Annotated in this window: 15 protein-coding genes; 3 read left to right on the top strand and 12 right to left on the bottom strand. The window is 57.3% G+C overall.

Features of this window, described 5'->3' with window-relative positions; all coding sequences use genetic code 11:
* Window positions 1–76: 76 nt before the first annotated feature.
* Window positions 77–1,270: an MFS transporter gene (locus IBT46_RS16935; RefSeq protein ID WP_200546622.1), complete on the bottom strand. Its 1,194-nt coding sequence runs from the start codon at window positions 1,268–1,270 to the stop codon at window positions 77–79.
* Window positions 1,271–1,411: 141 nt separating this feature from the next.
* Entirely contained in the window at window positions 1,412–2,548 is a 1,137-nt protein-coding gene (locus IBT46_RS16930; protein ID WP_200546621.1) for an alpha/beta hydrolase, read from the bottom strand.
* A gap of 173 nt (window positions 2,549–2,721) precedes the next feature.
* Here IBT46_RS16930 and IBT46_RS16925 point away from each other — a divergent pair, with 173 nt between their 5' ends.
* Window positions 2,722–3,606, top strand: coding sequence for a LysR family transcriptional regulator (locus tag IBT46_RS16925; RefSeq protein WP_200546694.1), 885 nt, complete (start codon window positions 2,722–2,724; stop codon window positions 3,604–3,606).
* Window positions 3,607–3,948: 342 nt separating this feature from the next.
* Complete coding sequence (locus IBT46_RS16920; protein WP_200546620.1) at window positions 3,949–4,605, top strand: hypothetical protein; 657 nt, start codon at window positions 3,949–3,951, stop codon at window positions 4,603–4,605.
* 72 nt (window positions 4,606–4,677) lie between these two features.
* On the opposite strand, the gene IBT46_RS16915 is transcribed toward IBT46_RS16920, so the two are convergent.
* From IBT46_RS16915 to IBT46_RS16870, 10 genes are all read right to left on the bottom strand, one after another.
* On the bottom strand, window positions 4,678–5,778 hold the full coding sequence (locus IBT46_RS16915) for an NADH:flavin oxidoreductase/NADH oxidase (protein WP_200546619.1): 1,101 nt from the start codon (window positions 5,776–5,778) through the stop codon (window positions 4,678–4,680).
* A gap of 154 nt (window positions 5,779–5,932) precedes the next feature.
* On the bottom strand, window positions 5,933–6,937 hold the full coding sequence (locus IBT46_RS16910) for an Ldh family oxidoreductase (protein WP_200546618.1): 1,005 nt from the start codon (window positions 6,935–6,937) through the stop codon (window positions 5,933–5,935).
* Window positions 6,938–6,949: 12 nt separating this feature from the next.
* Entirely contained in the window at window positions 6,950–8,227 is a 1,278-nt protein-coding gene (locus IBT46_RS16905) for an FAD-binding oxidoreductase (protein WP_200546617.1), read from the bottom strand.
* Window positions 8,224–8,994, bottom strand: coding sequence for an amino acid ABC transporter ATP-binding protein (locus tag IBT46_RS16900; protein WP_200546616.1), 771 nt, complete (start codon window positions 8,992–8,994; stop codon window positions 8,224–8,226). Before IBT46_RS16900 ends, IBT46_RS16905 begins: the two co-directional genes overlap by 4 nt.
* A complete protein-coding gene (locus IBT46_RS16895; protein ID WP_200546615.1) occupies window positions 8,991–9,668 on the bottom strand; it encodes an amino acid ABC transporter permease in 678 nt (225 codons plus the stop codon). Before IBT46_RS16895 ends, IBT46_RS16900 begins: the two co-directional genes overlap by 4 nt.
* Window positions 9,665–10,336, bottom strand: a complete 672-nt coding sequence (locus IBT46_RS16890; protein WP_200546614.1) for an amino acid ABC transporter permease — start codon at window positions 10,334–10,336, stop codon at window positions 9,665–9,667. The genes IBT46_RS16895 and IBT46_RS16890 overlap by 4 nt, the downstream gene beginning before the upstream one ends.
* A gap of 63 nt (window positions 10,337–10,399) precedes the next feature.
* Window positions 10,400–11,287 (bottom strand): transporter substrate-binding domain-containing protein, encoded by an 888-nt coding sequence (locus tag IBT46_RS16885; protein ID WP_200546613.1) that lies wholly within the window; start codon window positions 11,285–11,287, stop codon window positions 10,400–10,402.
* Window positions 11,288–11,319: 32 nt separating this feature from the next.
* Window positions 11,320–12,096, bottom strand: a complete 777-nt coding sequence (locus tag IBT46_RS16880) for a cupin domain-containing protein (RefSeq protein ID WP_200546612.1) — start codon at window positions 12,094–12,096, stop codon at window positions 11,320–11,322.
* Window positions 12,097–12,110: 14 nt separating this feature from the next.
* The gene (locus tag IBT46_RS16875) at window positions 12,111–13,457 is read right to left on the bottom strand and encodes an FAD-binding oxidoreductase (protein WP_200546611.1); all 1,347 of its coding nucleotides are present in this window, start codon (window positions 13,455–13,457) and stop codon (window positions 12,111–12,113) included.
* 36 nt (window positions 13,458–13,493) lie between these two features.
* Window positions 13,494–13,703: a hypothetical protein gene (locus tag IBT46_RS16870; protein WP_200546610.1), complete on the bottom strand. Its 210-nt coding sequence runs from the start codon at window positions 13,701–13,703 to the stop codon at window positions 13,494–13,496.
* A 654-nt stretch (window positions 13,704–14,357) separates the two neighbouring features.
* Here IBT46_RS16870 and IBT46_RS16865 point away from each other — a divergent pair.
* A complete protein-coding gene (locus tag IBT46_RS16865) occupies window positions 14,358–16,445 on the top strand; it encodes a TonB-dependent receptor (RefSeq protein ID WP_200546609.1) in 2,088 nt (695 codons plus the stop codon).
* Window positions 16,446–16,531: the final 86 nt, after the last annotated feature.

Genomic DNA, 16,531 nt, shown 5'->3' with positions numbered 1-16,531 from the left:
CTCACAGCGAAGAGCGGACATTCAGCTCTCTGCCATATGCCATGACAAAGAGCGCGCCTGAAATAAATGGATTGTGCTAGTGTGCTTTACTGTTTTGACGGGATGTGACATATGTCATCGCTGCCGCGCCCAGCAGTAATAAACCACTCAAGCCAAAAGCACTTTGCCATCCCAGGCTGTCAAATACCACTCCTCCTGCCGTCGAACCAAGTGCAATCGAAAGCTGGATAACCGCAACCATTAGACCCCCACCCGCCTCTGCATCTTCAGGCAGCGCCCGTGCAATCCATGTCCACCACCCCGTTGGCGCAGCCGTGGCCAGTAACCCCCACAGGCTTAGCAAAACGGTCACCGCCCAGATACTGTGTCCGGCTAGCAGTAATGTACCGGCTACCGCTGCCATAAGCAGGGGGATCATTATTAAGATTTGAAACAACCTGGAATTCAGGAATGTCGATACGACTAATGTGCCAACAAAACCTGCTGTGCCTATTGCGAGCAAAATCAGAGAGAGCCCGGCAGGACCTACGTTGGTCACCGTCTCAAGAAAGGGGCGCACATAGGTAAATAAGGCAAACTGCCCAATAAAGAAGAGCCCGCAGGCCAGCAGTCCTGTAAGTACAATGGCGTCTCTGAACAGACGAAACGGAGTTCCCTGTGGCTTTTGTTTTTTATCGCTTTCCATAGTGGGCAGGCTGACCCATTGCCAGATGAACGCGGCTATCGCCAGGGGGACGATGCATAAAAAAGCCCCACGCCAGCCGACAGTTGTCCCCAGATAGCTACCGAGTGGCGCAGCCACAGCGATAGCCAGCGCGTTCCCACCATTAAAAATTGCCAGTGCACGAGGAACCTGATGTTGCGGTACGAGCCGAATGGCGGTTGCAGCTGAGAGTGACCAGAATCCACCGATGACGACGCCAATCAGGGCCCTTCCCAGCATATAAACCGGATAGCTGGGCGCTATGGCGATAACCAATCCAGATATGGCCATCAGGACGGTTAGCCCCAGCAGAAGATATTTACGATTCAGATCTCCGGCGATATGGGAGATAGTCAGGCTGGTCAGTACCGCCAACGCGCCAGATATTGCAATTCCCTGGCCTGCGAGGCCTTCCGTGATGTGCAGCTCGCGGGTAATAGGCGTCAGTAGGCTGACCGGCATAAATTCGGAAGCGATTAGTACAAAAACGCAGAGCGTCATGGCAAACACGCCCCCCCAGTGTGCATCTGTTTTCTTTGGTGATCTTTTAAGACTTACTATGGACATTATCAGCATCTCTTTATATGGACGCGGCGAGATTCAGCGGCAGCCGGGGCAGACGCTATTTAGAGAATAACGAGAACATGTGGATGAGAATGGGTAGCGGACGATTAAAACCGTCTGCAATTAGCAGACGGTTTCAGGTCGTTATCTTAAGTTAGCTTTGAAAAACTGCTCAAATTTAACGAACGGGATCTTGCCCGCAACGTTATCGTACAAATCAACGTGGTTTGCCCCTGGAACAATCACCAGCTCTTTCTCTTTACTGCCAATGGCCTTAAAGGCATCTTCAGCAAAATAGCGTGAGTGGGCTTTTTCGCCGGTCACAATAAGTGTAGGGATAGTGACTTCATTGGCGTAACTCAGCAGCGGCATATTCATAAATGACAGCGGCATTGTCGCATTCCAGGCTCCGGTTGAATTGACCGAACGCGCATGGAAACCACGCGGCATACGATAATAATCAAAGAACTCTTTCAAAACAGGATGAGGATTAGCAGGTAACGTTTCCGGCAAAACACGATCCGATGCACTGACGTTACCCTTCTCATCAACATTAATGTCATGGCTGCCGGCCGCGTAAGTGTCATTTTCCGCATCCTTCCAACGCTGTGCGTTCAGATACTGTAGTACGGCGCGACGATCTTTAGTGGAATAGCGGTCTTTACCATCACCTACACCATGCCCCATCGCACGGCTCATGTCATACATCACGCTGGTCGCCACCGCTTTAACGCGAGTATCCATTGCGGCGTCGTTTAAGGCCATGCCGCCCCAGCCGCAAATACCGAGCAGCCCGATACGGTTACGATCCACCTCTTTTTGCAGACCTAAGAAGTCAACTGCCGCGCTAAAATCCTCGGTATTAATATCCGGAGAGGCGACATTACGTGGAGAGCCACCGCTTTCTCCCGTATAAGAAGGGTCAAACGCCAGGGTAATAAACCCCTGTTCAGCCAGCGTTTGTGCATACAGACCGCTAGATTGCTCTTTCACTGCGCCGAAAGGCCCACTAACGGCAATGGCCGCCAGCTTACGCTCACCGCGATCCTTAGGAATGTAGAGATCCCCTACTAAAGTGATCCCGTAACGGTTCTGAAAAGTCACTTTACGGTGATCCACTTTCGCGCTTTCAGGGAATGTTTTATCCCATTTTTCGACCAGCGAAACAGGTGCGTTCGGATTAGTTGTATCAGCATAACTCATGTTTGTAACTCCACTTAATGATGCACATAGCAGCATGGCGGGTATTGCAGTTGCCAGTTTTTGGGTGAAAACAGTCATCAAAACTCTCCTTATAAAACGTGATTGAAACAGGTTTCATACGGACAACACTGCTGTGCTTTGTAGCAATGCGCTCATTATAGTTAGCAGAAATAGTGCTGATTAGAGGGAGGTAAATGCTAGGATTAATACCATATTGTTCTAAATCGAAATGTGGTTTCGGGAGCGGAATGATGGCAAAACGGGAAAACTATAACGATTTATACCTGTTCATGCAGGTAGTACGGGAAGGGAGCTTCACAGCTGCAGCACATCGCCTTGGCCTGGCACAATCAGGAATAAGCCGTTCAGTACGGGAACTTGAAGAACGACTGGGCGTTCAGCTCCTGGTGCGCACCACGCGGAGATTATCGCTCACCCATGCCGGTGAAAAGCTCTACCGGACCATTGAAGCAGGATTCGACGCTTTAGATATGGGGCTGGAAACGCTGGCTCATTATCGCCAGTCCCCATCGGGCACGGTACGCATCAATGCCAGTCAGCATGCTATTGATAAATTGCTTCTGCCAAAGCTTGCGGTGTTTAAGAAGAGCTACCCGGATATTCGACTGGAACTCATTAGCGAAAGCCGATTTGTCGATATCATTGCCGAGAGGTTTGATGCGGGGGTTCGCCTGGGGCCTGAAGTAGGTAGTGGCATGGTTGCTGTGCGTATTTCCCCTGACATGGAGATGGCTGTTGTCGGCACGCCTGACCATTTTCGTCGCTATGGCTTTCCGCAAGCCCCCGTAGATTTAGCGGTTCATCCCTGCATTGCCTATCAGTTTGGGGACGGGAAACTGTACTCATGGGAACTTCACCATAACGGAAAAAGAATCACCCATCGACCGCAGGGACAGTGGGTTTTCGCTGACAGCTATATGGAGGCCAAAGCAGCCAGGCTGGGCCTGGGACTGGCTTATGTTCCGGAAGAGTTGGTATCTGATGATTTAGAACAGGGTTCGCTCATCAGAGTTTTGCAACGTTACAGCCAGCGCCTGGAAGGTTCATTTCTCTATTATCCGCACCGTAATGTGTCGCCTGCTCTACGAGCTGTTATCGATACATTGAGAATTTAGGAATGAAGTCGCGGTTATACGCAGGCAAAGGTAACAGGTCCGCTCCTGGCATTTATCTGCCATAAGACACTTAAGTCACTCACAGGACCTTCCTGTCTGATGACGAAGGTGTCTTTTCTGCTTTGCGTTGACAGAAACGGCTATGAGATTACCACCTGCAGTTATTATCGTGTATTTACTAATCCTCTGCTTACGGGGCTATCAGTTAACGCTGATAGCCCCGTCCTTTATGCATCAGAAATACAAGAAGAAGGGCGACTGGCGAGAGGTATGAAAATCCTTTACTCTTATCGGCCTCAAAGCGGGTTGGAAATCCCTGCAAATTCAGTGGTGTAATCCAAAATGAAGAAGTTTTTTATTTCGCTGTTGTTTTTAGTCTCATGCAATTCCTCTGCCTTAACCCTGAGTAACTGGGAGTTCCAGAAGCCGGGATCGTTTTGCCCACTAATGGGCTACGGTATGTGCCTGATGGATGTGTACGAAGGTGACATCGTGAAGGGCGATGCGGATAAGATAGCGAGCCGGATCGAAAAGCTGGCGAAAATAGACCCCTCAACGCGAACCGGCATGATCCAGATCCAGTCCAACGGCGGCGATGTGGAAGAGGCAATGCGCATCGGCCGACTGCTGCGGAAAAACAAAATTCAGGTGCTGGTGCCGATGAATGCGCACTGCTATTCCTCCTGCGTGCTGCTGCTGGCGGGGGGCGTGGGCCGCTTTGCGGCGGGAGAAATCGGCATCCACTCCTTTTACAGCCTGAGTTCGCAAAAGCCTGGTGCGGACTACGATCGGGAGGAACAGCTCTATGTGGATACCGAAAAGGCGATCAGAGCCTACCTGAGTGAAATGCGCGTGCCGGGCTACCTGATGGATGCGATGCTGCAGGTTCCTTCTTCCAGACTGGAAATACTCGAACTGGATAAGCTGCAAGAATATGGCCTGTTTAGTGTCGATCCGGTGTTTAATCAGTACTTAAAAGCGAATAATCTGGATAACTAAGCGAAATGGCGGGTAGATATTCTTCCCGCCATGACTCTGATGAGCAGATGCCGAAACATCTGCTTTAATTGCTCACGAGCCGCTTTTAAACGTGCCCTTAACCCCGTGCGGTTCCGAACGCAGATACTGCGGCGGAACGCTGACCTCACCTTTGAGCGCGGCGGCGGCATGCCACGGCCAGCGCGGGTTATAAAGAATACCGCGCCCCAGCGCGATCAGGTCGGCATCGCCATCGGTCAAAGCGGCTTCGGCCTGGTGCGGATCGGTGATCAGCCCCACGCCAATCACCGGAATAGTGACCTGCTGGCGAATATCGCGTGCAAACGGCAGCTGATAGCCATCCCGTACGGTAATCGCCTGAGCGGTGGACAGTCCGCCGCTGGAAATATGCAGATAGTCGCAGCGCAGCGCTTCCAGTTCCCGGCTGAAGGTAATCGACTGCTGTACATCCCAGCCGCCCGCCACCCAGTCGGTGGCCGACAATCGTGCGCCCACCGCCACCGATGCCGGAACGGCCTCGCGCACCGCACGGAATACCTCAAGCGGGAAACGCAGGCGATTTTCCAGCGATCCGCCGTACTCATCTTCACGCTGATTGCTGAGCGGCGAGAGGAACTGGTGCAGCAGATAGCCGTGCGCCGCGTGCAGCTCAATCAGCTCGAAGCCCAGACGCACCGCGCGCTCGGCGCTGCGAACAAACGCCTGCTTGAGTTCGCCAAGTTCCTCTTTGGTCAGCGCATGCGGAGGTGCATCGCCCTCGGCAAAGCGGGCCGCCGACGGCGCAACGGTTTGCCATCCTCCCTGATCCTGTCTCAGCTGGTGGCCGCCGTTCCACGGTGCGGCGCAGGCGGCTTTACGCCCGGCGTGGCCCAGCTGGATGCCAAGCCGAATCGGCGAATACGTGCGGATATCGCGCACCACCTCGGCCAGTGCTGCCTCGGTTGAATCATCCCACAGCCCTAAATCGGCGGGAGAGATGCGGCCCGCGGGTTCCACCGCCGTGGCCTCCAGAATCAGCAGCCCGGCACCAGAAAGCGCTAAATGGCCGAGATGAATGCGGTGCCAGGCGGTGGCGTGGCCGTTATCGGCAGAATACTGGCACATCGGCGCAATCACGATGCGGTTGTCCAGCGCCAGCTGGCCGATATGGGCGGGGCTGAATAGTTGACTCATAACACTCTCCATTGCAAAAGTTAAAATATACGCTGCTCAGCGCAAAGCGATACCCGACAGCAACGTTGTTTTATGCTTTGCGCAAAGCAATACTCAACAGCACAGCCTTCAGACCTTCAGTGCTTTGGCACGCCCGATAGCGTAGGGTATGCCCTCAGTGCGAAGCCTCACCCAGCAGCACCGCCGTTTCACCCGCCACAGTAAAGCCTTGCTGTTCGGTCAGCTGCCGCTGCTGGCGGCGGCGCTCGCCCGGCAGGCGCAGATCGGCATCGCCGTGTAGATGCGTCACCAGGCTGGCGATGCGCTCGGCAAAAGGCGTGGCGGTGCTGAACGCCGGATCGATAACGATAATCGTCTGCCCGGCGTTGGAACTGGCCGCGCCGGGATACTGCGCTGAGCGATCCTCAAAGCCGAAGCGACCGCCGGTCAGCGCGGCGGCCATTACCTCCACCATCAACGCTATCCCCGAACCTTTGTGGCCGCCGTACGGCAGCAGCGTTCCGCCGTGCAGCACCGCCGCCGGATCGGTGGTTGGCTGGCCGGATTGATCCAGCCCCGTGCCTTCCGGCATCGGCACGCCGCGCAGTGCATGCTGCTTGACCTCGCCCAGCGACATTGTGCTGGAGGCCTGATCCCAGCCCAGCACGCCGCCTTTACCATCGGGGAAGGCAAAGGCCATGGCATTGGTGCCGACCAGCGGCCCCGGTGAACCGTACACCGCCAGGCGCGGGCGCGAATTGACAAAGTTTAGTGCAACATAGCCGCGTTCGGCGTACTCCTCAATATCGGTCCACAGCGCGCCGATATGGTGCGCGTTGCGAATGCTCAACAGAGCGATACCGTAACGGGACAGCCGTTCGAGCACTGCCCGCTGCGCCAGCTGTGCGGCTGCCTGGGTAAAGCCATTGCCGCCGTCCGCCTGCACAAACGGCGACGGCTGCGCGTCAATCACCGGCTGCGCATCGGCCGTAATCCATCCCGCCCGTATCGAGGCCAGATAGTCCGGCAGGCGCATCAGGCCGTGGCTCAGCGTGCCGTCGCGCTCGGCAATGGCAATACGCTGAGCCAGTATCCCGGCGATGGTGGAAGGAATACCTGCGGCGGCCAGTAACGCCTGTATACGTTCATGCAGCTGTTCAAAAGAGAGAGTAACGCTCATCGGGCGCTCCTTTTATTCGTCGGTAAAGCGGCGCAGGCTGAACGGCGACCGCGCGGCAGAATCATCAGCACTGGCGATCAGATCGCTCACCCACCGCGCTGTCGCTGGCGCGCCGGACATGCCGTAATGGCCGTGGCCGAAGGCGCAAATCAGGTTCGCAGCGGCGGGATGGCGATCGATATAGGGCAGCGAGTCCGGCGTTGACGGGCGATGCCCGTACCACTGCGACAGGCGTACCCGGGGATAGCGCGGAAAGCGCTGGCGAAAATAGCGCTCCAGCCGGTCATAGCAGTCGCGGCGGGCGGGGCTGCCCGGATGGGCGTATTCAGCAAAGCCGCTGACCCGAATGCCGCCGGACATTTCCGTTATCACGCACTTATGGCTGGCATCGTGCAGTACGCAGGGTGTGAAACCGTCCTGCGGCGAGTCGGCAAACAGCGGGCGGCTGCGTTCCAGCATAATGTGATAGCCGCGCTCGGCGATCAGCGGAATATGCAGATTGCTGGTGGGGAGCAGGTCGGTGGAAGCGTGGCCCGCAGCCAGAATGTAGTGGTCCGCGTGCAGCCTGCCTCCGTCGCCGGTCAGGCTGCGGATACGTCCCTCGCTGACCGCCAGCCGCTCGGCGCGGTAGCGCTGCCAGCGGCCTCCGGCGGCGATAAATTTTTGCCGTAGCGTCTCCAGCAGTGCGGCCGGGTCGCGCACGGCGGCAGTGTGGTCAACGGCGGTAAAAATGGCTCTTTCGGCCGCGATCTCCGGGAAACAGCGGGCAATAGTTGCAGGGGAGATAAGGCGTGTCGCCACGCCAATCTGCTCCCGCAGCCGGGTGGCCAGCGAAGCCATCACCGCCTCTGCGCGAGTGGATTCATGGCGGGAAACGGTGCTGCCGGGGCGAAATAGCGGCGTCCAGGCCTCTTCACCCAGCAGCTCGCGCCAGCCCTCAATGGCCTGATGATGCAGCCTGTGCAGCCCATCGCGGCTGCGCAGAAGCTGTGCCTCGTTGGCCATCGTCCGGCTAAGCCGCAGCCAGCGCAGGGCGTCAGGCAGCGCGTGCGGCCTGACGATCACGCTCTTCCTGTGGCCGAACAGCAGGGCAGGCAGCTGTCGCCAGAAGCCGGGCGTCGCCATGGGCACCACCGCATTCGGCCCGACCATCCCCGCATTGCCAAATGAGGCACCCGCGCCGGGGCGACGGGCATCCAGCAGCAGCACCGAATGCCCCTCACGCTGAAGCCGGAGTGCGGTGGCGCAGCCAATCACCCCGGAACCCATTACGATGCAGTCCGTACTCATGCCGTCGGCAGCGTGAAGGTGGTGTGGCTGGCGAGAAAGCGCTGGGTATGCGGCAGAGAAGGGCGCAGCAGGATCTCATCCGGCGTACCCTGCTCGTAGATCTTGCCGTCGCGCAGAAAGACGATGCGGTCGGCAACGTGCCACGCAAAGCCCAGCTCGTGGGTGACAATCGCCATGGTCATGCCCTCATCGCGCAACGCCTTGATAGTGTTCAATACCTCGCCGACCAGTTCCGGGTCCAGCGCCGAGGTCGCCTCGTCAAACAGCATCAGCTCCGGCTTCATTGCCAGCGCCCGCGCAATCGCCACGCGCTGCTGCTGCCCGCCGGAGAGCTGCGTCGGCAGCGACGTGGCTTTATCCGCCAGCCCGACCTTGGCCAGATAGTGTTCGGCGATGCTTTTCGCCTCGCTGGCGCTGCGGCGCAGAATATGGGTCTGCGCCACGGTGATATTGCGCTCCACGGTCAGGTGCGGAAACAGGTTAAACTGCTGGAATACCATACCGGTTTTCTCGCGCAGCGCCTGCAAATCGCGGTCGTCGTAGCGCCGTGCACCGTCGCGCGCGGGTTTACCCAGCGGCTGGCCGTTGATGACAATCTCGCCGCGATCGGGCGTTTCCAGCAGATTCATGCAGCGCAGCAGGGTACTTTTCCCGGAGCCGCTGGCCCCGAGGATCACCACCACTTCCCCTTTTTCAATGCGCAGATCGATGCCGCGCAGCACCGGCTGCCCGCCGAACGATTTTTGGATATTGCGTAATTCAATCATAACGACCTCGATTTGGCGGGGGCGTAGCGGGCCTCAATCAGCCACGCCAGCGCGCTTAACAGCAGGATAAACACCATAATGATGCCCGCTACGGCGGTGTAGGTTTCCACCGGGCGATATTCACTGTCGCTGATCATCCGCGCCTGGCTCAGCAGCTCAGGGAAGGCGATAGTCGCCGCTACCGCGCTGATTTTGACGATCTCAATCACCTCGTTAACCAACGCGGGCAGGCTGTGGCGCAGCGCCTGCGGCAGCATCAGCACCGCAAACGCCCGGCGGCGGGAAAAGCCCAGCATACTGGCGGCTTCCCACTGCCCGGCAGGCAGTTTTTGCAGGCTGCCGCGCAAAATCTCGCAGAAGTAGGCGGCGGTATACAGGCTGAACGCCAGCCAGGCGGTCAGAAAACGGCTCACCTGCATCCCGGTGTACAGCGGCAGGGCGTAGAAGAACCAGAACAGCACGATCAGCGCGGGCAGATTGCGCAGCAGATTAACGTAGATCTGCCCCACTGCGCGCACAGCCGGGCGTGGGGACAGCCGCTGCAGCGCCAGCAGGGTGCCGAGCAGAAAACCGCTGACCATAATCGCCAGCGACAGCTGTACGGTGTTGAGTAACCCTTCCCACAGCACCGCGCGGTAGTTGAGCAGGAAATGAAAATTCAGGCTGTAGTTCATCGGCGTGCCTCCTGCTGCCAGCGTCGTTCAAGCCCGCGTGCCGCCAGGCTGATCATCGCCAGCAGTACGAAAAACAACCCCCCGAGGAGGGTGAAGGTCTCCAGCGGGCGGAAGGTTTGCGACGAAATCCGCCCGGCGTTATACACCACTTCGCTGAAGCCGATCACCGACGCCAGGGTGGTGGTTTTGATCAGATCGATCAGCCGGTTCATAAACGCGGGCATCACGTGGCGCAGCGCCTGCGGCAGCACAATCAGCCGAAAGCGCGTCCAGCCGCGCATATTGAGTGCGGCGGCGGCTTCCCACTGGCCGCGATCGACGCCCTGAATACCGGCCCGGAACACCTCGCAGAAGAAGGCGGCGGCCTGCAGGCTGATGGCCAGCACGGCGGAGGTCAGCGGCGCGGGGCTGAAGGCAAACAGAATCGGAGCGGCAAAGAAAAACCAGTAAATCAGCACGATGGCCGGGGCGGAGCGGAAAAAGGCCACGTAAATCCCGGCAAAAGCACGAAGCAGCGCCGACGGCGACAGGCGCAGCACCGCCAGCAGCAGGCCGAGGGGGATGGCGGCCAGCAGTGACCAGGCCACTAATAGCAGCGTACCCTCCAGCCCTTCCAGCAGCAGCGGTAGCAGCCGGAAAACCTGGGAGAAGTCCCATTGATAATGCATAACGTCCTCAGTGACTTCAGGCGAAGGAGGCGGGCGCTGAACGCCCGCCGGAAACGGATCGCATTACGCGGATTCGCGTTGCACCGGGATCACGCTTTTCGGATCGATGCCGCGGAACTTCAGGAAGGTTTCATAGAACTGCTGCGATTTGCCGGTGTAGTAGAAGTAGCCCGCACAGGTGTTCAGGTAGTTCAGCCAGCGGGAGTCGTTCTCCTGGCGCACCGCAATGCCGCCGGGAATATAAACCTTCGGTGCGGGTACCAGGGTTTTACCGCTGCCGATGCGCGCGCGCGCCAGGTCGGCAGCCACGGCGGAAATCAGCCCGGCGTTAATGCGCCCGGCCTGGAAAGCAGCAAAAATTTCCGCACTGCTTTGGAAGCGGCTGATGTTGGCCTTCGGTGCCTCCTTGGTGATGAACTCATCCCAGGTGGTGCCAAGGCCGACGCCGATAGTAAAGCTCGGGTCGTTGATCTGCTGCCAGTTTTCAATTTTGGCATCGTCCTTCGCCAGCAGCGCCAGCGGATACCACAGCAGCGGGGTGGGGATAAAGTTCACCGACAGCGCGCGGGCCGGGGTGGCATCCAGCAGCACGAAGGTATCAAACTGCCCGGTTTGCAGCCCGGCCACGGCATTCGCCCAGGTGGTTTCTACAATCTCCAGCTGCACGTTCATCGCATCCGCCACCGCTTTGGCGAAGCTGATGCCGACGCCGCGCCAGGTCACGCCGTTGCTGACTACCGCGCCCGGCAGGTCCGAGCCGCTGCTGTCTTTAAAGTACCAGGGCTCCATCACCGGTGCGCCAATGCGCAGGATTTTAGTTTTCTGGATGCGGTCCCAGGTGCTGTCGCCGGGGTTCAGCGGCTGCGGGGTAGATTCGGCGGTGGCAATCAGCGGCAGGCTGGCGGCGGCAAAGGCCAGCGGCATGGCGGTAAGAAGCTCGCGACGGTTCATGATGGTGTTCTCCTGGTGAAGTAATAAAAAAGTTAAACGCTGATTTTGCTATAGATTTTTTTAACCAGCCCGGTGCTGTGCCAGGCATTGCTGACGCCACGGTTGACCGCCACGCCCTGGCCCGGCCCGTAGACGAAGGATTCCCCCAGCGCGTTGCTCAGCTCGATTTCTCCCTGCACCGGGTACATCAACTCGTAGTCGCCAAAGGCGGCCAGGCGACGGGTATAGGGCGTTGCCTGCCAGATCCCCACGCTGAATTTTCCGTCGGCGCTGAGGTACAGCACGCGGCGATGCACCGTCGGGCGTTCGGCGGAGCTAATCAGATCGGCGGCAGGCCCGTCGATGAGACCCAACTCCACGTCGGCGTCCACTTTGAACGGCTGCACAGTGGCATGATCGGCAGCGAGCGAAAACGGCGGCGCATCGCTATGGCCGTCAGCAATCGCCTCCGGCTGATAGGCGCTGAACCACACCCGGGTGCCCGCTTCACTGCGCAGCGCAAACTGCGCACCGCGCGGGATCACCAGACTATCCTCGGCGTTAGCGGTGATCTCATCGCCGTTGCTCAGCCGCAGCGTCAGCCGCCCGCCGATAACAATCAGCCACAGATCGGCATCAAAAGCGTCGATCTGCTGAGAAAAGGCGCGCAGATTCGCAAAGCCGGAATAAACGCCGTGCTGCTCGTTTTTGCTGTAGTAAAAGGCACGCTCGATCAGCAGATCCTCATCAAGCTGCGGTCGGCCATTAAGCCAGCTGCGGAAAATATCGAGGCGCTGCTCGTCGCGGTGGTAGGTAATAATCGGATACATAGCAATCTCTGGTGTTAAGGATGAAGTGAAGAAGGCTCGCGGCCGTAGCGGGCATCGTTCAGACGATCCTCCAGCCGGTAGCGAGCGGTAAGGGAACTGACCAGCGGACGGTGGACGGCGTGGAACCAAAGAGGCCGGACGTCGGTCAGCGGATGCACCCGCCGATCTTCCTCTTCACCCCGCGCCAGCGCCGCCAGATCGCGCCCCATCAGCGTACCGATGGCGACGCCGCGCCCGCTGAAGCCGTAAGCGGTCAGCACGCCGGGCGCCAGCCGGTGCAGTCGCGGATAGTGATCGACGGTCATATCCACCCAACCCGCCCAGTGATTTTCCCAGTTCAGCGTGGTGAGCTGCGGGAACATCATTTGCAGCCGTCGGGTCGCAGCGTTAAGCCAGCCGTCGGCGTGGTGGCGAAACAGCGGGCCGTCCAGACCCACATGCAGACGGCCATCGGGCCAGATGCGCACCCCGGAAAACATCCGGCGGGTATCATTCAGCGGCTGGCCGCCGGGCAGGATCTGGCTGAGTATCTCCGGTGCCAGCGGCTGGCTGACGGCCTGATAGGCTCGCACCGGGATGATTTCACGCTGGGTTTGTTGGCCGAGCAGATCGCCGGTAAAGGCACCGGTAGCAAACACCACCTGGCCCGCCGTCACGCTGCCGTGAGGGGTGGCAACACGCCAGCCGCTGCCCGACTTTTGTAGTGAAGTAAAAGGTGACTGCGTGTAGATCTCTGCGCCTGCCTGCCCGGCGGCCCGCGCCAGTCCGCGCGCGTAGCCAAGAGGATTCAGCGCGCCGCCGCGTTCATCCAGCAGCGCGCTGCGATAGCGCTGGCTGCCGGTAAACTGCTGTGTTTCAGCGGCATCCAGCAGGCGAACCGGATAGCCGCGCCGCTGAAGATCCTGCGCCGTAGTGCGCACCCACTGTTCCTTCGCCGGATTATGCGCGGCGATAAGATTGCCGCTGCGCACCGCGTCGCAGCGGATGTCGTGCTGTTTTACCAGATTGAACACCACGTCCGGTGCGGTTTCGGCCGCGCGGTTAATACGTGCGGCGATTTCAGGCGGGAAATCCTTCTCTATTTGCGCGGGCATAAACTTGGCGGCAGCGGCGACCTGTCCCCATGCACGGCCGGAAGCGCCCCAGCCGATTTCCCGCGCTTCCAGCAGCACCGTGCGCACGCCGTTTTCCGCCAGGCTCAGCGCACAGGAAAGGCCGGTAAAGCCACCACCGATCACCACAACATCAGCGTCAGTATCACCATGCAGCTGCGGCCAGGCGATCGCCGGATCAGCACGCTGGGACAGATAAGCGGAAAGGGGTCCGGCGGTTTCTAAGAAAAGTTCAGCAGATTGAGGCATGGGTTGTTAACCGATCTAAAACCCAGACTATAGGGATTAACGGCAGGCAGCAGAAACGACAAAGCCTGCTTTGCTTATGCAGCCAGCGTATTTGGCCTGGCGAACCGGCATCGCGGCCAGCAGCGGGTCAGTAGAGAAAACGGCGGGGTCTTTATTCGTTGTGACGCCGGGCGTTGAGGCGGAAAATAGCAACGAATTATTCGCTGTGCCGATTCGATTCAGCGCTTGGGAAATTAATTTCTTCAAACTTCCACATTAACGGTCAGGTAATTTCGACTAATGGCGGCAATGAATAAAAGGATATATCTCATCGTACCACTCAAGGCTGGAAATAATATTTCCTGCTAGCTTGTTGAATTATTTCCGCGTCTTTTGTTGTTATTTTTACCCACGCAAAAAGTGTTATTAAAATAAATAAAACATCGATTGCATAAGAAAATGTGATCTTTATCACACATAAAGAATACTAACGGTTATTGTCGTTGTTTTGTCAATTTTGGTAATGATATAACAAAAACCGCATAAGGGAATGTAAAGGAATCTCCTTTATACATCAGGTTGTTGATCGAATTTTCAGGCTGTGAAGGCTTTTTCACAGCCTGCGGTAAGAGATTCTTAAAAAAGATAACATAAGAATAATTTGTTATTTTTATGTAAAATTAGCCCTTACAGAGCCTGTGGGACAGTTTGCATAACAGAAAGAGTCCATCGCGGAACGCGGCAATGCCGGCGATCCGTTGTTAGCTATAAATAGATTTTTTCGTGACTTTATTTACCCTGATGATGATGGGTTTATTATTGCAAGGCAGTTGGCAGCGCTATAATCATTATAATTTACACTGGAATGTACCGTGAGCAGATTCAGGTTTTTTAAAAGCCTTTACCTCATGGAGTATTACGATGAGATTTCATCGCAAAACTATCTTTGTCGCATTAAGCGCCGCATCATTTATGGCAGGTGCGGCATCAACCGACAAAAAAACCGATAACGAAACCAAACCGGGCGAACTGCCCACCATTACCGTCACCGCAGAAAAAGTGGCTAAAGGCGAACAGCAAACGCCAATCAGCATGTATACGCTGACGGATTTTGATATTGAACGACGCAAAATCGACAATATCTATGACGTTTCGACCTACATACCGAACTTCTACATGACCAAAGCGGGCAACACGTCCGATGCGGGATTCTTCACCATTCGCGGCCTGACGCCGGGCATGGAAGGCGAACAGGCCGTAGGCTTCTTCGTTGATGGCGTATACAGCGCGCTGTTCGACGCCGAACTGTTGGATGTTGACCGGGTCGAGGTGCTGCGCGGGCCGCAGGCCACGCTCTACGGCCGCAACACCGAAGCGGGCGTGCTTAACGTCATCACCAAAGATCCTGATACCGTGCCGGAATACAAAGTCGGCCTTTCCTACGGTAGCTACAACCGCACCCAGGCCGACGCGCTGGCGGGCGGCGCAATCGGCGACAGTGAAGACTGGTCTTACCGTACCGCGCTGAAATATGTCTACGGCGACGGCTACTTCAAACGTGAGTCCGACGGCGCGAAAGACGTTGACCGCATCCGCGACTTCTACGGCCGCGTCAAGCTGCGCTGGCAGCCGATGGACGGCAACTGGGACGTGATCTCCACCTTTGAGTCGCAGAACAAGCGCGACGGCAACTCGCCGTTCGTTAACTGGAACGACATCAAAAGCGGCCGTAAATACGTGAAGTCCGACTACGGCGGCCAGGCCGACGTCGACGTGTGGAAAGCGCAGATGAAGGCGGTGTACTCGTGGGATACCATCGATTTCACCTCGATCAGCGCCTACAACCACGATAAAAAAATCGACAACGAGGACCTCGACTTCACCAACGTCGACGAAGCCAAACTGCTGATGGATCGTGAAACGCGCTACTTCTCGCAGGAATTCCGCCTGAACTCCACCGATCAGGGGCCGTTCAACTGGCTGCTGGGCACCTACTTCCTGCACCAGGACGATAACAACACCATTGCCTATCGCTACAACTCCTACGACTACTTCCAGTCGGGCAACACGCAGATCAAAACCGACAACTATGCGGTGTTTGGTAATGCGGGCTACTACGTGCTGGATAACGTCGAGCTGGTGGCGGGCGTACGCTACGACTACGACAAAAAACGCCTGCACTACACGTCAACCGGCACCATGATGGGTTATCCGACCGGCGACGGCGAAGATAACAACGATCGTTCGTTCGATGCCTGGCTGCCGAAGGCCGGAGTGAACTGGTACGTCACGCCGGAAGCGATGCTGTACGCCAGCATCTCCAAAGGCTACAAGAGCGGCGGCTTTAACACCCTTGGCCCGAACATGGCCCGCTCTTACGATGCCGAACACACCACCAACTATGAAGTGGGTCTGAAATCCGACTGGTTCGATCACAGCGTTCGCTGGAACGCCTCACTGTTCTGGATCGACATGAAAAACCAGCAGACCGAAGTCACCTTCTATCCTGACTCCTATACCGCCAACAGCGGCAAATCGGTTAGCCGTGGGGTGGAAACCGACCTGACCTGGCAGGCGACCGACGCACTGCGTCTGGCGGCCAACGCGGGCTATACCGATGCCAAATTTAAAGACTTCCCGACCGAAGTCGATAACGGCACCGGCACCTACGTTTCCACCAACTACAAAGACAAGCGTCCGGCGAATGCGCCAGCCTATAACTACGGCTTCAGCGCGGACTACAACTTCGCCAACGGTTTCTTTGTGCGCACCGACTATAACGTCACCGGCAGCATCTACTTCGATAATGCCAACACCAAAAAACAGTCGGCCTACGGCCTGCTTAACCTGTTTGCGGGTTACACCACCAACGAGTACGACATCACGGCCTACGTGAAAAACGTCACCAACGAAACCTACGTCACCCGTGCATTCAATATGAACGGCGACTGGTATGCCCGCGCAGGGGAACCGGTCAACTTTGGCGTCAGCGTTAACTACAAGTTCTGATGTAAGCGGAACCTCAGGTGGCTGCGTGCAGCCACCTTTTCTGGCCGTTTCTTGCGGCCGGGCTTTTTCAGCAGGGCCTTATTTTT

Origin of the sequence: Erwinia sp. S38 (assembly GCF_016624545.1) — a bacterium.
GTDB lineage: Bacteria > Pseudomonadota > Gammaproteobacteria > Enterobacterales > Enterobacteriaceae > Erwinia > Erwinia coffeiphila.
The sequence above is the reverse complement of the archived record's forward strand: the minus strand, read 5'-3'. Positions and strand labels throughout refer to the sequence as shown.

Excerpts from the sequence above, each read along its gene's own strand:
- IBT46_RS16935 (WP_200546622.1), bottom strand. The coding sequence starts at position 1,270 with ATGTCCATAGTAAGTCTTAAAAGATCACCAAAGAAAACAGATGCACAC.
- IBT46_RS16930 (WP_200546621.1), bottom strand. The coding sequence starts at position 2,548 with ATGACTGTTTTCACCCAAAAACTGGCAACTGCAATACCCGCCATGCTG.
- IBT46_RS16925 (WP_200546694.1), top strand. The coding sequence starts at position 2,722 with ATGGCAAAACGGGAAAACTATAACGATTTATACCTGTTCATGCAGGTA.
- IBT46_RS16920 (WP_200546620.1), top strand. The coding sequence starts at position 3,949 with ATGAAGAAGTTTTTTATTTCGCTGTTGTTTTTAGTCTCATGCAATTCC.
- IBT46_RS16915 (WP_200546619.1), bottom strand. The coding sequence starts at position 5,778 with ATGAGTCAACTATTCAGCCCCGCCCATATCGGCCAGCTGGCGCTGGAC.
- IBT46_RS16910 (WP_200546618.1), bottom strand. The coding sequence starts at position 6,937 with ATGAGCGTTACTCTCTCTTTTGAACAGCTGCATGAACGTATACAGGCG.
- IBT46_RS16905 (WP_200546617.1), bottom strand. The coding sequence starts at position 8,227 with ATGAGTACGGACTGCATCGTAATGGGTTCCGGGGTGATTGGCTGCGCC.
- IBT46_RS16900 (WP_200546616.1), bottom strand. The coding sequence starts at position 8,994 with ATGATTGAATTACGCAATATCCAAAAATCGTTCGGCGGGCAGCCGGTG.
- IBT46_RS16895 (WP_200546615.1), bottom strand. The coding sequence starts at position 9,668 with ATGAACTACAGCCTGAATTTTCATTTCCTGCTCAACTACCGCGCGGTG.
- IBT46_RS16890 (WP_200546614.1), bottom strand. The coding sequence starts at position 10,336 with ATGCATTATCAATGGGACTTCTCCCAGGTTTTCCGGCTGCTACCGCTG.
- IBT46_RS16885 (WP_200546613.1), bottom strand. The coding sequence starts at position 11,287 with ATGAACCGTCGCGAGCTTCTTACCGCCATGCCGCTGGCCTTTGCCGCC.
- IBT46_RS16880 (WP_200546612.1), bottom strand. The coding sequence starts at position 12,096 with ATGTATCCGATTATTACCTACCACCGCGACGAGCAGCGCCTCGATATT.
- IBT46_RS16875 (WP_200546611.1), bottom strand. The coding sequence starts at position 13,457 with ATGCCTCAATCTGCTGAACTTTTCTTAGAAACCGCCGGACCCCTTTCC.
- IBT46_RS16865 (WP_200546609.1), top strand. The coding sequence starts at position 14,358 with ATGAGATTTCATCGCAAAACTATCTTTGTCGCATTAAGCGCCGCATCA.